The sequence below is a fragment of the Sphingomonas sp. IW22 genome (genome assembly GCF_041321155.1).
Classification (GTDB): Bacteria; Pseudomonadota; Alphaproteobacteria; order Sphingomonadales; family Sphingomonadaceae; genus Sphingomonas.
Genome location: NZ_JBGGWB010000001.1, coordinates 2,072,046 through 2,086,335, shown reverse-complemented (window position 1 = coordinate 2,086,335; position 14,290 = coordinate 2,072,046). Strand labels below are relative to the sequence as shown.

Below are 14,290 nucleotides of genomic sequence, written 5' to 3'. Positions count from 1 at the left end.
CAGGGGATTTTTGAGCCATGAAGCAGCGCGACGACGCACCCGAAATCGAACCGTACGACGGCCCTGCGGGCGGATGGGGCTCGGTCCGCAGTCTGGCTGACATCCTGCCGCGCGAGCGTGTAAGCCCTTCTGCGCTGGCCGAGCTTGCACGACAGAACAAGCCCGACGGATTCGCCTGTGTCAGCTGCGCCTGGTCCAAGCCGGCAAACCCGCTGCCCTTCGAATTTTGCGAGGAAGGCGCAAAGGCGACCGCGTGGGAACTGACCAGCCATCGCACCACGCCAGAATTTTTCCAAAAACACAGCTTGAGCGAGCTGCGCGGCTGGACCGATTACGAGCTGGAACAGCATGGCCGCCTGACGCACCCGCTTCGCTATGATCCTCAGACCGACCGTTACGTCGCGGTCGACTGGGACGAGGCCTTCGACGCCATTGCAGGCACGTTGAAGATGATCGAGCCAAAGGCCGCCGTCTTCTATGCGTCGGGGCGCGCCAGCCTTGAGGCATCATACATGTATGCGCTGATGGGCCGTCTGTATGGCCACCAAAATCTGCCCGACAGTTCGAACATGTGCCACGAATCGACCTCCGTCGGCTTGAAACAGGCGATTGGAGAACCGGTCGGCACCACTCAGCTCGAAGATTTCCAGCATTGTGACGCAATCCTGTTCTTTGGCCAAAATGTCGGGTCAAACGCGCCGCGCATGCTGCATCCGCTACGTGACGCGCGCAAACGGGGCGTCGAGATCATTGTCTTCAACCCGCTGCGCGAACGCGGGCTTGAGCGGTTCACCGATCCGCAAAACCCGCGAGAGATGATCACGCGCGACGAAACCCAGATCGCGACCCAATATCATCAGGTCCGCGCCGGCGGTGATATTGCGGCGATGATGGGCATGGCCAAGTTTCTGGTCGAATGGGACGACGCCGCCAAAGCCAGCGGCGAGCCGCGCGTGCTGGATCAGGCGTTTCTGGATCAGCATTGCCACGGCGTCGACGCGTTCATCGCGGCGGTTCGCAGCGCCGACTGGCCCGCAATCGAGCATGAGAGCGGTCTGGAGAAATGGGCCATCGAGCAGGCAGCCCGCGTCTATGCCCGGTCCAGGGCGGTGCTGGGCATTTATGGCATGGGCCTGACCCAGCATGTGAAGGGCGTCGACAATGTCCGCATGCTCGTCAACCTCCTCCTCCTGCGCGGTAATATCGGCAAGCCGGGCGCAGGCCCGACGCCGGTGCGCGGGCATTCCAACGTCCAGGGCCAACGGACGGTCGGCATCACCGAAAAGACGGAGCTGGCGCCTGTCGACAAGCTGAAGGAACTGTACGGCTTCGATCCGCCGACCGAAAAGGGGCTGGACACGATCGAGACCTGTCGCGGCATCGTCGATGGTTCGGTGCATGCGTTCATCGGGCTTGGCGGCAATTTTCTCCGCGCAGTGGCCGATACCGGGCCGATGGAGGCAGCATGGGGCAAGCTGCGCCTGTCGGTGCAGATCGCAACCAAGCTGAATCGCAATCACCTGTTCCCTGGGCAGATCACCTACCTCCTCCCCTGTCTGGGCCGCATCGAGCGGGATGATCAGGCCAGCGGACCGCAAGCGGTGTCGACTGAGGATTCGACCAGTTGCATCCACGGCTCGCGCGGTCGCGTTGATCCGGCCAGCCCACACCTGATGTCCGAACCCGCGATCATCGGCGCCATCGCCAAGCGTCTGTTGCCGCCCAACCCCGCCATCGACTGGGATGCATGGGTCGCCGACTATTCAAAGGTGCGCGACGCGATCGAGGCGACCTATCCGGAAAAGTTCCGCGACTATAATAAGCGCATGTTTCAGCCCGGCGGCTTCTGGAAGGGCAACAAGGCAGCCGAGCGGATCTGGCAGACCGAAAGCGGCAAGGCCGAGTTCCATGTGCCCGACTCACTGAACGCGGCCGGATTCGACGACGATCCGGGTCGTTTCCGTCTGATGACCCTGCGCTCGAACGATCAGTTTAACACCACCATCTATGGCTATCACGACCGGTTTCGCGGCGTGAAGGGCACGCGGGAGGTGTTGTTCATCAACCGGCAGGACATGGCCGAACAAGGCTTGAGCGAAGGGCAGCGCGTTGCACTGTCCACCGATGTCAACGACGGCGTGTCACGTCGCCTGGGAGGGCTGATCGTCGTTCCCTATGACATTCCGCGCGGTTGCCTGGGCGCATATTATCCCGAAGCCAATGTCCTGATCCCGATCGAGCACCATGCCGAACAAAGCCATGTGCTGGCGGCAAAGTCGGTGCCCGTCAGGATCGTCGCCTAACGCTCCGAACCGGCCGCCGCCAGCGCGGCGGCCAGCGGTTCGATCTGGCTTTCGGGGATACGCCTTGCGATCACGGGCATGGTTGCATGGGGCTTGCGCGCATCGACCACCTTTTCATCGCCGCGCCATGCCCGCAGCCGATCCGCGATATACGTCGCGTTCTGCCCGGTGATGACCGGATAGGCCTTGTCGGGGGAATGGCAGCTCGCACATGCGGGCAACTGGTCGCCGTGCCGTCCCTGCGTCAGCAGCGGGTGAGTAGACGGTAATTGCGCGCGCGACAGTCCCGGCATCGCGGCGAAGTGCAGGGCCAGCGTTTTCATCTCCGCCGTGGTCAGCTGGGCGGCCGCTGTCTGCATCAGCGCGCTCGACCGTTCGCCGCTCGCATATCGTTGCAGCGCCGCGAACAGATATTCGGGCCGCTGGCCACCCAGCACCGGGATATCGCCTTGGCCCCTGCCCCGCCCGTCGACGCCGTGACAGCCAGTACAGGTGGCCAGCGTAGCGGGCCGAACACTGGCCGCCGCGCCCCCACCCTGCACTTCGGTCAACGCGCGATACTCGGCGGGCGACATCGTCGGTAGTCGCCGGACAAAGGCAACCATCCGGCGAACCTCATCCGGCCGGTCCTTTGCTGCCCAAGCGGGCATACCGGTATATTTCACGCCGTGTTCGAGGATCCAGTAAAGCTGGCGATCGGTCCATTCGCGCGCGTTGACGGACAGGTCCGGCGCATGCGGAGTCGCCTTTTGCATGACCGGCGACGGGCGCACACCCGGGGCCCCGTGACAGACGGCACATGCCTGTCGGAAATGCCCCGCAGCGCTTACCAGTCCCTGATCGGTCGTGACTTCTTCGGGGGTCTGGAAATAGCTGTAGGTTTTGACCGAGTTCCGCATGACCCAGTGCAACAGCCAGTCCGTCACGCGCCAATGGCCCGAAGACGCCGCGATCTGGAACAGCCCCGACCAGGCAAAGGCCAGAGCCGCCGCCAGCAACGCGCCCACCACCAGGGCGGCGCGTTTCCATGTCAGGCGGATCGTCATGCCGATACCTCGCGCATACGCAACAGTCCCGCGAGCATCGCAAGTCCTCCGATCAGATAGCTTGCCGCACCGATCAACAGCATGACCACGCCGCCTAATTGCTGATCGGCCAGCGGTTCGATGCCATGATGGCCCATCGCCATCCCGTCATAGAGCGGGCGCGGCGCCAGCCCGATCAGCGCGCCCAGCAACGTCATGTGCATCGACGTCAACAACAGCGCACCAATGCCGCTCGCCCGGTGCCGCGCGGCCAGCACGCTACTCCACAACAGAAAGCCGGCGGCCAGATACATGCCCTGTTCCAGCACCATCGCCCGCCGATAGCTGTCGGATGCGGCGCGCAATGCGGGCAGGTGCCAGCCCCACACGACGCCAAGCTCGACCAGCATCGCCCCCATCGGCGTAACCGCGCGCGGCCAGCGTGCGGCCGGGTCGGCGCTGGTGCCTGAAAGGCCGAAAGCGATCAACGGCGCGGCAACCGCGACGGCCATCATATGACCCGCCATATGCCCCGTCATGCCGAACCCGCCGGCCGCCAGCCACCATCCGATCGGCAGCAACAGCGCGCCGGCCGCCAGGCTGAACTGCCGCTTCACCGGCAATCCCCGATGAAGACTACCGGCAACGCAGTGAAGACAACGCCCACGAAACTCAGGCCCGACAAGAGCAGCGTCGATTTCGCCAGAAACCGCAGCCGATCGACGTCTGTCGAATCCTGATGCGGCGGGGCGTCGCCGGGCGTTCGCGATTGCATCCACGCAATCCAACCGGATGCCGCGATCACGATCAGCGCCAGAATGGTGCCGATCAGGAACAGCACCGGCACCGTCGCAAACGCCCCCACCTTGGCGCACGATATCGACGCCCACAGGTAGGAAAACAGGAAGTGCACCGCCCAGGTCGTCGGCGGGACGATCAGCGTCCATAGCGTGACGCGCAGGCGGCGGGCCCAGCCGGGCAGTCCCCGTTTCATGCAACCTCCGGAAACAGGCCGATGGTGGCATAGGTGACCACCGCCGTCAGTGCCAGGAAGTGCATGTAGACGGTGATGTTGCGGATTTCGGCATCGTGACGCGGCGTCATCCGCCCGGCGAGGCTGCGGGCCAGCGTATAGCCCATCATGATGATCGCCACACCGGAATGCGCCGCAGTCCAGACCGCCAGCGTCCAGACAATCGCCGGATAGACATGCGCTTCCGGATCCATCCCGGCCAGCCATGGCCCCGCCAACCCCGCATAGACGCCCACCGCGCTCAAGGCGATGCCAGCGACCAGCAGCATCCGCGCCGCACCCACACCGCCGCGCGCATGAACTTCGCGCGCGGCAACCGTCACGGCCCAGCTCGCCAGGCTGCCGCCCATTGCGACCAGGGGCCAGAACATGCCCGGCGCCGCGTCCATCCCTTCAGGCGGAAAATCATCGTGCCGGGTCCAGAAGAAATAATAGCCGAAGACCAATCCGGAAAAGGCGGTCGCGTCGGCCATCATCGTAATGAACATCGCCCACCATCCGGGCGAAGACGAGCCGGAGACATAAAGCGGCAATTCGATCCCGTGACCGATCGGCTTGCATTCCTTTTCAGGAATTTCAGCCGTTCCGGTCCAGAGCCACCACAACACCATTGCCAGCGTTGCAAAGCCGCAGACCAGTGCCGCCCAGTAAAGATGATAGGTGGTCAGGATGAACACGCCGCCCAGCGCGACTGACGTCAGCATCGGCTTGAAACTGGGTGTGCCGAGCCGGATGACCGACAAGGGGCGCGCGTCCAGCACCGTGGTCACGATCGTCTCGCGCCGCCCCTCCTCCGCATCAGGGAGGAAGAAGCGGCCCTCATCAACCTTCTTTACGAAATCCTTCTGATCCCACAGCGGATAGCGGCTGGTGACCAGCGGCACACACCGCACGCCCCAATGGGTATCGTCGCCCGGATCCTCAACCCATTCCAGTGTGCCCGCATCCCACGGGTTGCGCTTGCCCACGGCCCGACGCGGCGACAGCGCCAGATCGACGCAGATTACCGCAACACCCGCCGCGAACAGATAGGCGCCCAGCGTGGATGCCAGGTTCAGCCCTCCAATCCCAAGTTCGGCCGGATAGGTGAAGACCCGCCGCGGCATCCCCTCCAGCCCGGAGAAATGCATTGGGAAGAAGGTCAGGTTCGCGCCGATGAACAGCATCCAGAATGCCGTGCGTCCCAACCGGTCCGACAATTTCTTGCCGGTGATCATCGGCCAATAATAATAAAGGCCCGCAAACAGCGGCATCAGCGTGCCGCCGATCAGCACGTAATGCAGGTGCGCAACGACGAAATAGGTGTCGTGTGCCTGCCAGTCGAACGGCGCCACCGCGACCATCACCCCCGTCAGCCCGCCGATAACAAAGATCGCAAGGCTGCCTGACGCAAACAGAAGCGGCGTCGACCAAACGACGCGGCCCGCCCATAATGTCGCGATGAACACGAAAATTTGCACGCCGGTCGGGATCACCACCGCTTCGGACGCGGCGGAGAAAAACGCCAGGCTGATCTTGGGCAGCCCGGTCGTGAACATATGATGGACCCAAAGGCCAAAGGACAGAAATGCTGTCCCCACCGCAGCCAGCACGATCCATGGATAGCCCAGCAAATGCCGCCGCGCGAAGGTTGGCACCAGCATCGCGAACAGGGCAATGGAGGGCAGGAAGATGATATAGACTTCGGGGTGGCCGAATATCCAGAACAGGTGCTGCCACAACAGCGGATCGCCACCCCGGCTGGCATCGAAGAACGGCCAGTTCAGCAACCGCTCCATTTCGAACAGGATGTCGCCGGCGATCAGCGGGGGAAAGGCGAACAGGATCATCACCGCCACGACCAGAATATACCAGGCGTAAAGCGGCATCAGGTTCAGCCGCATCCCGGGCGGGCGGCATTTCAGTACGCCGACGATCAGTTCGACGGCGGCTGCGACTGAGGACACTTCGATAAACGACAGGCCCAGCATCCAGATGTCGGCGCCCAGCCCCGACAGGTCGGTTCGCGTGGTCAGCGGCGGGTACATGAACCACCCGCCATCGGGCGCTGCGTTGAAGAAGATCGACCCCGACACGAACACGCCGCCGATCAGGAACGACCAATAGCCAAAGGCCGACAGGCGCGGAAACGGCAAGTCGCGTGCGCCCAGCAACTGCGGCAGGATCAGGATCGACACCGCTTCGAACATCGGCACGGCGAACAGGAACATCATCATCGAGCCGTGCAGCGTGAACAGCTGGTTGAAGGTGTTCGCGCTCACCAGATCATTGTCGGGCGCGGCAAGTTGCGTCCGCATGATCAGCGCCAGCACGCCCGCGAACAGCATGAAGGCAAACGCCGTCAACGTGTACCAGACACCGACCCGGTCATTGTTCGTGTCGCTCCAGCGCAGGAACAGCCCCTGCGGCGGCGCCCATACGGCGCGCAGCCGCTCTTCCTGCGCGCGGCGGAGTTCGGGGTCGTCCTGCGCGTGAAGGCTCATTTCAGCCCCTTGAGATAAACGGCGATGGCGCGGGCATCCGCTTCGCTCAACTGCGGATAGGCGGGCATCCGCACGCCGGGCTTGGCTTCCTGCGGTGCGCGGATAAAGGCGGCGGTGTTCTCGATTGTCTGCGGCATGATCCCGGCGCCCAACGTCAACCGGTCGCCAAAGCGGCTGAGGTTGGGGCCGATCACCGCATCATGCGCCGTCCCGCGAATGGCGTGGCATCCGCCGCACCCATTGGCGTCGAACAGCGCCGCACCGCGCCCTGCCCCCGCGCCGACGGCGGGCCGGGCCTGATCGCGCAGCCACGCGTCGAAGGCGTCCGCCGGCATCGCCACGACCTCAAACGCCATCAACGCGTGACTTAGCCCGCAAAATTCGGTGCAGACGCCCCGAAAGCGCCCGGCCTCGTCCGCGCGGACGACCAGGCTGTTGGTGCGGCCAGGGATCATGTCCATCTTCCCCGCCAACCCGGGAATCCAGAAGCTGTGGATCACGTCACGCCCGGTCAGCTCGAACGCGACTGTCCGCCCCACCGGGATGCGCACTTCATTGGCGGAAAGCAGCAGGCGGTCGTCCGGTAGACGATAGCCGACACGCCACCAGAATTGCTCCCCCTCGACCGTGATCTTCAGATCGCCCGGCCCCGTAACGCGCGGGCGCATGGCAGGGAGCGCAAAGATCAGAAGCGTGGTCAGAACCAGCGTCGAGCCGACGCCGCCCATCCACAAAACCAGACGCATCCCCTGCTTATGGGTGATCGAGCCTTCGGGCGAGCGGACGGCGCGCCAGTAGATCGATGCCATGATCGCGGCGATCACGACCGCGCCCACGACCAATGCGATGGTGATGACGCGGATCTGCTCGGCCTCGGCACCGAACGTCGCCAGCGCGGACTGGTGCCGGTTGCATCCTGCAACCAGCGCCGCCGACAAAATCGCCGCCGCTGTCCGCCGCCTGTCGATCGTTCTTCCCCCGTTTTGATCCTCTCATGGAAATCTTTTGCGGCTCGCCGGTTCCATCATGCGCACAATTAAGGGGCACCGGCCGATGACCGAGTGGATTACCAATCTGATCGAAAAGTCGGGCTATGCTGGCATCGCCCTGCTGATGTTTCTCGAAAACCTGTTTCCGCCGCTCCCGTCCGAGGTGATCATGCCAATGGCGGGCTTCACCGCCAGCCAAGGCGAACTGAGCATCGCGGGCGTTCTGGCGGCGGGTACGGTCGGCACGCTGTCAGGTGCGATTTTCTGGTACTCAGTGGCCAAGTGGCTTGGCGAAGAACGCCTGAAACGCTGGGCGGACCGGCATGGCCGGTGGATCACCCTCAGCCCTAAGGACATCGATCGTATCGACGACTGGTTCGACGCCCATGCACGCTGGGCGGTGCCGCTCGGCCATTTGGTGCCGGGCATCCGTACGCTGATCTCGATCCCCGCCGGGCTGTTCGACATGCCGCCAGCGCGCTTCGTGCTACTAACGACGCTGGGCGCTGGCGTTTGGACAAGCGCGCTCGGCTTGGCGGGCTATGTGCTCGGCAAGCAATATGACGCGGTGGAACAGTGGCTCGGCCCCGCCAGCACCGTCATCATGGCCGCAATCCTGCTATACTATATCTACCGCGTGGCGACATTTCGCCGCCACGAGCAGACATGACGGCTCAGGCTGCCTCGCCCGCCTCTTCCGGTGCGTCCAGCCCATAAGCGGTGTGGAGGACGCGCACCGCCAGTTCGGTATAGTCCTCTTCGATCAGCACGCTGACCTTGATCTCGCTGGTCGTGATCGCAAGGATGTTGATGCCGCGCGCGCCCAGCGTGTTGAACATCGTCGCTGCCACACCCGCATGGCTGCGCATGCCGACACCGACCACAGTCACCTTTGCCACGCGCGTGTCGTGGATCAGGTTTGCGTAACCGATTGTCGCGCGCTCCTTCTCCAGCGTGTCCAGCGCACGTGCCAGATCAGCCTTAGGCACGGTGAAGGTCACGTCGGTCGAGCCGGTCGCATGCGCGATGTTCTGGACGATCATGTCGACATTGATGCCCGCCGTCGCCAGCGGGCCAAAGATCGCGGCGACCGCGCCGGGGCGGTCGGGCACTTCAACGAGCGTGACCTTGGCCTCGTTCTTGTCATGCGCGATGCCGGTGATGAGCTGGCGTTCCATGTCGTCGATCTCCTCCTCGCCCACGATCAGCGTTCCGGGGCGCACCACACCGTCTTCGCCAACAAAGGACGACAGCACCTGAACGCGCACGCCTTCCTTCATGGCCAGCCCGACCGACCGCGTCTGAAGCACCTTTGCCCCGACGCTCGCCAGTTCGAGCATTTCCTCATACGTAACCTTCGCAAGCTTGCGCGCACGCGGCACAATGCGCGGGTCGGTCGTGTAGACCCCGTCGACGTCGGTATAGATATCGCAGCGGTCAGCCTTCATCGCCGCCGCCATCGCCACGGCCGATGTGTCCGATCCGCCGCGGCCCAGCGTGGTTACGCGCCCGCCTTCGGTCGCGCCCTGAAAGCCGGGGATCACCGCGACCTCGCCATTGGCCAGGCTCTTGTCCAGTTCGGTCGTGTCGACATCCTCGATCCGGGCGGATGCGTGGACGTCGCTGGTGCGGATCGGCAATTGCCAGCCAAGCCAGCTGCGCGCGGGCACGCCCGCCGCCTGCAATGCGATCGCCAGCAGACCCGAAGTCACCTGCTCACCTGAAGAGACGACCACGTCATACTCGCGCGGATCGTAAAGCGAGGATGCCTCGCGACAGAAACCCACCAGCCTGTCGGTGTCGCCGGCCATTGCCGACACGACGACTGCGACCTGATTGCCGGCCTCCCACTCGCGCTTCACAAGTTTCGCGACGGTCCGGATTCGCTCGATGCCAGCCATCGAGGTGCCGCCGAACTTCATCACGATGCGCGCCATGGTTTTCCATTCCCCCCTTGGGTGCGTTCGGGGGGGCTGATAGGGGGGAGAAATGGCAAAGGCAACGACGATCGACCCGACCGAGGCAGCACATTTCGGCAAGCTGGCCGAAGACTGGTGGAATCCGCGCGGCACCTCGGCAATGCTGCACCGGCTGAATCCCGTTCGCCTGCGCTATATCCGGCAGGCGATCGACGCCCATTGGCAGCTTGATCCGGGCAACTTCGCCCCGCTTTGGGGCCGATCAGCGCTGGACGTCGGTTGCGGCGCCGGTCTGCTTACCGAGCCGCTGGCGCGGATGGGCGCGCGCACGACCGGTGTGGACGCCGCCCCGGAAAACGTCGGGGCCGCAGCCGCTCATGCCGCGCAGGTGGACCTCGACATTCGTTATGTCGCGGGTGAACTCAACCAATTATGTGACGAGCGCTTTGATCTCGTTACGTCGATGGAGGTCATAGAGCACGTCACCGACCCCGCCACTTTCGTGCGCGGACTGGCTGGCGCGCTGGCACCTGGGGGGCTGCTGGTAATGTCGACGCCCAACCGCACGCCAATGTCAAAGCTCGCATTGATTGATCTCGCTGAGCGTGTCGGCATGATTCCGCGTGGCACGCATCAATGGGACAAGTTCCTGACGCCCGATGAACTGAGCGACCTGATGCGCGACGCTGGCCTGTTGGTTATCAACGTGACTGGCCTTGCCTACAGCCCGTCACGCGGCTTTTCATTGAGTGAAGATCAGCGACTGAACTATCTGATTTCTGCGGTTGCAGGCTGAGCGCTAAAACAACCGACCGCCGTTCGGCACCGGCTGCGATGGCTGAACTAGCACAACCGCGCCCGACGAGTCCGGAAAGCCCAGTGTCAGAACGTCCGACATCATCGGACCGATCTGCCGCGGTGGAAAGTTGACAACTGCCGCAACCTGCTGACCGATCAACTCATCAGCCGCATAATGATCAGTTATCTGGGCTGACGATCGTTTCACGCCAATAAGCGGGCCGAAATCGATCTTCAGCTTGATTGCGGCCTTACGCGCTTCGGGAAAGGGCTCGGCTGCCACGATCGTGCCGACACGAATGTCGACCGCAAGGAAGTCCTCGAGGCGGATCGTCGGCCTGACTTCCGCCGCGCGGTCAGTACTAGAGTGCACGCCGTTTGCTCTCGCTGTATGTCAGCTGGAAGGGGGAATGAACAACTGGTCCTGCATTGACCGGCCGACCGACTGAGAACGTTCTTCAGTTTCTGCCCATTCACGCTTGGTTAGACACACCCGCGTGCGCCGCACCAGCGAGCCAGTTCGGGGCGAGGACTTGCAGACACGCTTCTCTACGGGAGCACTGCGATTGTCCTCATCCTTCTGTCCCGCTGCCGCCGGCGCAATTCCAACGACGAGCGAAAGTGCCGCAAGTCCCGGCAGCAAGATATTCATCATACTCTCCGTGAAGTCTGTCACCGACCACAGAGTGAAGAGGTTGGACGCTGAATGCAACAAGGCCCCGGAAAATGATTTCCGGGGCCCCGAGGTTACCATTCTTCCTATCAGAAGCGCAGACGGGTCGCCATCACAAAGCGGCGGCCGAGCGCGTCATAGGTCGAAGGATAGGTGTTGCCGCTGTTGTACGCGGTCGTACCAATGGTCGAGCCAACCAAGGGCGGTTGCTGATCCAGCAGATTCTGCACACCAACGGTGAACGTCATCATGTCGGTTGCCTGGAACCGTGTCGTCAGGTCGAAATAGCTCTTCGCACCGATCGACGTGAATTGCGGCTGATAAGCAACAGCGGCAAGCGCCAGCGGCTCAACTTGAACAGCATCGATGTAGCGCCACTGAAGCGAAACATCGACGTCTTCAACGGTCAGGGTTGCACGCGAATTCAGGGTCCACTCTGGCTGGATGGAAGCGCAGTTGGTGCTGTAATAGCCTACGCACTCGCGTGCAACGCCGCTCGGCGTCGCCTGGAACACCGACTTGTCGGTCCAGTTACCGTTCATCGCAAGGTTGAGGCCAGCGAAGCCTAGATCACGACGATAGTTGATCGTGAAATCAATACCGGCGGTTTCAAGGCGACCAAGGTTGGACAGCGCCAATGGTACGCCGGGAGTGGTGCCGCTGGGGCCCGAAAGACCACCCGTGTCCGGATTACGACGGATAATGGTGCAAGCCTCGTCCGCTGCCGAACCGCCTTCAAAGCAAGCATCGAGCACATCGCCAACCGTTGGCGTCGTGATCGCATCGGTCACCACAATGTTATAGTAGTCGACCGTGACTGCCAGGCCCGGGACGAAGTCCGGCTGGAACACTGCGCCGATCGTCCAGGTTTCGGCCTTTTCGACGTCAAGCGCCAGATTGCCGCCAGTGGTCACGTTGACCTGTGCAGCGACCGGATCGGTGATCTGACCGATAAACGCGCCGCCACCCTGAGCGGTACAGATCGCGGTCAGTGCCGCGTTGCCCACCGGCTTGCTGCCCGAACAGGGGTCGACTTCAAGGTTATCGAGGCCGGTAACAGCGGGCGAAAAGAGTTCGCCGATGTTCGGCGCACGCGTCGCCTTGTTGTAGTTGCCGCGAATGCGCAGACCACGAACCGGCTCCCAGCTACCGCCCGCCTTCCACGTCCAGTTACCGCCCGACAGCGAGTAATCCGAGTAACGAGCACCCAACTCGATGGTCAGCGACTCGAAGAACGGCTGCTGCGACGCAATCGGGATCACCAATTCGCCGAACGCTTCCTTGACGTTGTACGAACCGAACACGTCAGGCGCAGCTGCACCGTTGCCCAGCACTTCGTCCGGGGTTTGGGTCGCCAAATCCGAAACGCTGCTGGCGGTGTATTCGCGATACTCACCACCGATTGCGAAACCGATCCGCTCCGACGCCCAAGGCAGAGCGAAGCCGACATCGCCGTTGATAAGGCCGCGAACCGTACCCAACGTGGTCTGCGTCGTGCTGCTGGTGGTCGGACCGGTCAGGTAACCGAGCATGTCAGCGGTAATGCTGCCGGCCGGGCCGAACAGGTTCAGCGGGACGCAGTCCGGATCGACCGCGTTCAAGCACGAGTCGGTGCTGGTGGCGAACGCCGCTTGGCGCAGTCGCGAAAGCAGGCCGTTGCCGCTTTGGCGCTGCACATTGTCGCTCTCACCATAGGTACCGAACAGGTCGAAGCCGATGTTGCTGGTGATGTCGCCACGAACGCCAGCCTTATACTGGAACATCGTCGTGGTGTATTCGCTCAGACGCGGACCAGCTTCGACGAAGCGACGATAGGTCGGGAAGCTGAACGAACGGAAGCCCGGATCGGTCGGATCCGTAGCAGTCGCCGCTGCATTACATTCCGCCGTGGTCAGACCCTCCGCCGTGCAAAGCTGCGAACGGACGTTGCCGGGCAGATACGGGTTGCTGAACGGGATCTCCAGGCTGTTGCCGAACGTGCCTGACGACGCGATGATCGTCGACACGCTGTTGCGCGAGAACATGCCCTGGTTATAGATTTCGATACCCGGCGTAACTTCGTAGTTCGCTTGACCGAACAAATTGAAACGCTCGAACGGCGTCTGGAAAATGTTCTGAGGGTTAAAGTTGAATGGCGCGTAATACGGCACCAGCGTGTCGCCGGCGGGGTTCAGCTGAACAAAGCCCAGGCCCGGAACGCCGTCCAACACCGTCGGAACGGCCGTGGCCGAACCACCGGCGCGACCCGTGGTCGACGAGATGTTGTTGACCGAGAAATCGCGGTCGCCCTGATAAACGGGGTCGGCCTGCTGATAACCGACGCTGAACACCGCGTTGCCGCGGCCATCGTCGAAATTGGCGCCAACGGTCAGGTCGGCGCGAATGGTGTGGCCGTCGCCACGCTCGGTGATCTGATTCGACAGGTTCAGGTCAACACCGGCGAAATCCTTCTTGGTGATGAAGTTCACCACGCCCGCGATCGCGTCCGCACCGTAAGTGGTCACGGCGCCGCCGGTCAGGATGTCGGTCCGCTCGATCAACGCGACGGGGATGTTGTTAAGATCGACCACGCCGCCCAAGCCGGCGGGCACGATACGCGTACCGTCCAGCAGCACGATGTTGCGGTTGGTGCCGAGACCACGAAGGTTGACGAACGAAGCGCCGCCATTGCCATTGTTGACGGCCGAGCCGATGCTGGGAACCGCTCCGGGCAGCTCGCGCAGGAACTCTTCCGCCACGTTGACCTGCTGAAGGTCGAGTTCTTCGGCGGTGACGACGCCAACCGGGTTCGACGCAATCAGATTCGGGTTACGGATCAGCGTACCGGTGACGACAATGTCTTCGGACTGGCCACCGGCAGTCGGAGATTCCTGCGAAGTTTCAACGGAACCGGTCGTAGGTGCCACGGCCTGGCCAAAGGCCGGAGCAGCGGCGACGGTCGATCCGATGATCAGCGTCGAGGCAAGCAGCCTCTGGCGGGTCAGCTTCTTCATAGATTGGTCGTTCCCTTTTTTACCGGCCTAGCGCCATAAGGCGCCAAACGGTGCAACCGGTCCCTGATACCGGC

Annotated in this window: 12 protein-coding genes; 3 read left to right on the top strand and 9 right to left on the bottom strand. The window is 62.9% G+C overall.

Features of this window, described 5'->3' with window-relative positions:
• Positions 1-17 precede the first annotated feature (17 nt).
• Positions 18-2,303 carry an FdhF/YdeP family oxidoreductase gene (locus ACAX61_RS10120; protein WP_370714630.1) on the top strand — a complete coding sequence of 762 codons (2,286 nt, stop codon included), beginning with the start codon at positions 18-20 and terminating at the stop codon, positions 2,301-2,303.
• Here ACAX61_RS10120 and ACAX61_RS10115 read toward each other — a convergent pair.
• The 5 genes from ACAX61_RS10115 to coxB are packed head-to-tail and all read right to left on the bottom strand — an operon-like array spanning position 2,300 to position 7,782.
• A complete protein-coding gene (locus ACAX61_RS10115) occupies positions 2,300-3,349 on the bottom strand; it encodes a c-type cytochrome (RefSeq protein ID WP_370714629.1) in 1,050 nt (349 codons plus the stop codon). The two genes, ACAX61_RS10120 and ACAX61_RS10115, sit on opposite strands and share 4 nt — an antisense overlap.
• Positions 3,346-3,945 carry a cytochrome c oxidase assembly protein gene (locus tag ACAX61_RS10110; protein WP_370714628.1) on the bottom strand — a complete coding sequence of 200 codons (600 nt, stop codon included), beginning with the start codon at positions 3,943-3,945 and terminating at the stop codon, positions 3,346-3,348. The genes ACAX61_RS10115 and ACAX61_RS10110 overlap by 4 nt, the downstream gene beginning before the upstream one ends.
• Complete coding sequence (locus ACAX61_RS10105; RefSeq protein WP_370714627.1) at positions 3,942-4,322, bottom strand: hypothetical protein; 381 nt, start codon at positions 4,320-4,322, stop codon at positions 3,942-3,944. Before ACAX61_RS10105 ends, ACAX61_RS10110 begins: the two co-directional genes overlap by 4 nt.
• On the bottom strand, positions 4,319-6,844 hold the full coding sequence (ctaD, locus tag ACAX61_RS10100; RefSeq protein WP_370714626.1) for a cytochrome c oxidase subunit I: 2,526 nt from the start codon (positions 6,842-6,844) through the stop codon (positions 4,319-4,321). The genes ACAX61_RS10105 and ctaD overlap by 4 nt, the downstream gene beginning before the upstream one ends.
• The gene (coxB, locus tag ACAX61_RS10095; RefSeq protein WP_370714625.1) at positions 6,841-7,782 is read right to left on the bottom strand and encodes a cytochrome c oxidase subunit II; all 942 of its coding nucleotides are present in this window, start codon (positions 7,780-7,782) and stop codon (positions 6,841-6,843) included. Before coxB ends, ctaD begins: the two co-directional genes overlap by 4 nt.
• Before the next feature lie 115 nt (positions 7,783-7,897).
• Here coxB and ACAX61_RS10090 point away from each other — a divergent pair, with 115 nt between their 5' ends.
• Positions 7,898-8,503: a DedA family protein gene (locus ACAX61_RS10090; protein ID WP_370714624.1), complete on the top strand. Its 606-nt coding sequence runs from the start codon at positions 7,898-7,900 to the stop codon at positions 8,501-8,503.
• A 4-nt stretch (positions 8,504-8,507) separates the two neighbouring features.
• On the opposite strand, the gene ACAX61_RS10085 is transcribed toward ACAX61_RS10090, so the two are convergent.
• Positions 8,508-9,770, bottom strand: coding sequence for an aspartate kinase (locus ACAX61_RS10085; RefSeq protein WP_370714623.1), 1,263 nt, complete (start codon positions 9,768-9,770; stop codon positions 8,508-8,510).
• 52 nt (positions 9,771-9,822) lie between these two features.
• Here ACAX61_RS10085 and ubiG point away from each other — a divergent pair, with 52 nt between their 5' ends.
• On the top strand, positions 9,823-10,548 hold the full coding sequence (ubiG, locus tag ACAX61_RS10080) for a bifunctional 2-polyprenyl-6-hydroxyphenol methylase/3-demethylubiquinol 3-O-methyltransferase UbiG (RefSeq protein ID WP_370714622.1): 726 nt from the start codon (positions 9,823-9,825) through the stop codon (positions 10,546-10,548).
• Between the two features lie 3 nt (positions 10,549-10,551).
• Here ubiG and ACAX61_RS10075 read toward each other — a convergent pair whose 3' ends face one another.
• From ACAX61_RS10075 to ACAX61_RS10065, 3 genes are all read right to left on the bottom strand, one after another.
• Positions 10,552-10,923: a tRNA-binding protein gene (locus tag ACAX61_RS10075; RefSeq protein WP_370714621.1), complete on the bottom strand. Its 372-nt coding sequence runs from the start codon at positions 10,921-10,923 to the stop codon at positions 10,552-10,554.
• Positions 10,924-10,944: 21 nt separating this feature from the next.
• Positions 10,945-11,205 carry a hypothetical protein gene (locus ACAX61_RS10070; protein WP_370714620.1) on the bottom strand — a complete coding sequence of 87 codons (261 nt, stop codon included), beginning with the start codon at positions 11,203-11,205 and terminating at the stop codon, positions 10,945-10,947.
• A gap of 107 nt (positions 11,206-11,312) precedes the next feature.
• Positions 11,313-14,216, bottom strand: a complete 2,904-nt coding sequence (locus tag ACAX61_RS10065; protein WP_370714619.1) for a TonB-dependent receptor domain-containing protein — start codon at positions 14,214-14,216, stop codon at positions 11,313-11,315.
• Positions 14,217-14,290: the final 74 nt, after the last annotated feature.

What these genes read in the sequence shown, in the direction of transcription:
- ACAX61_RS10120 (WP_370714630.1), top strand. Translation starts at nt 18, where the DNA reads ATGAAGCAGCGCGACGACGCACCCGAAATCGAACCGTACGACGGCCCT.
- ACAX61_RS10115 (WP_370714629.1), bottom strand. Translation starts at nt 3,349, where the DNA reads ATGACGATCCGCCTGACATGGAAACGCGCCGCCCTGGTGGTGGGCGCG.
- ACAX61_RS10105 (WP_370714627.1), bottom strand. Translation starts at nt 4,322, where the DNA reads ATGAAACGGGGACTGCCCGGCTGGGCCCGCCGCCTGCGCGTCACGCTA.
- ctaD (WP_370714626.1), bottom strand. Translation starts at nt 6,844, where the DNA reads ATGAGCCTTCACGCGCAGGACGACCCCGAACTCCGCCGCGCGCAGGAA.
- ACAX61_RS10090 (WP_370714624.1), top strand. Translation starts at nt 7,898, where the DNA reads ATGACCGAGTGGATTACCAATCTGATCGAAAAGTCGGGCTATGCTGGC.
- ACAX61_RS10085 (WP_370714623.1), bottom strand. Translation starts at nt 9,770, where the DNA reads ATGGCGCGCATCGTGATGAAGTTCGGCGGCACCTCGATGGCTGGCATC.
- ubiG (WP_370714622.1), top strand. Translation starts at nt 9,823, where the DNA reads ATGGCAAAGGCAACGACGATCGACCCGACCGAGGCAGCACATTTCGGC.
- ACAX61_RS10070 (WP_370714620.1), bottom strand. Translation starts at nt 11,205, where the DNA reads ATGATGAATATCTTGCTGCCGGGACTTGCGGCACTTTCGCTCGTCGTT.
- ACAX61_RS10065 (WP_370714619.1), bottom strand. Translation starts at nt 14,216, where the DNA reads ATGAAGAAGCTGACCCGCCAGAGGCTGCTTGCCTCGACGCTGATCATC.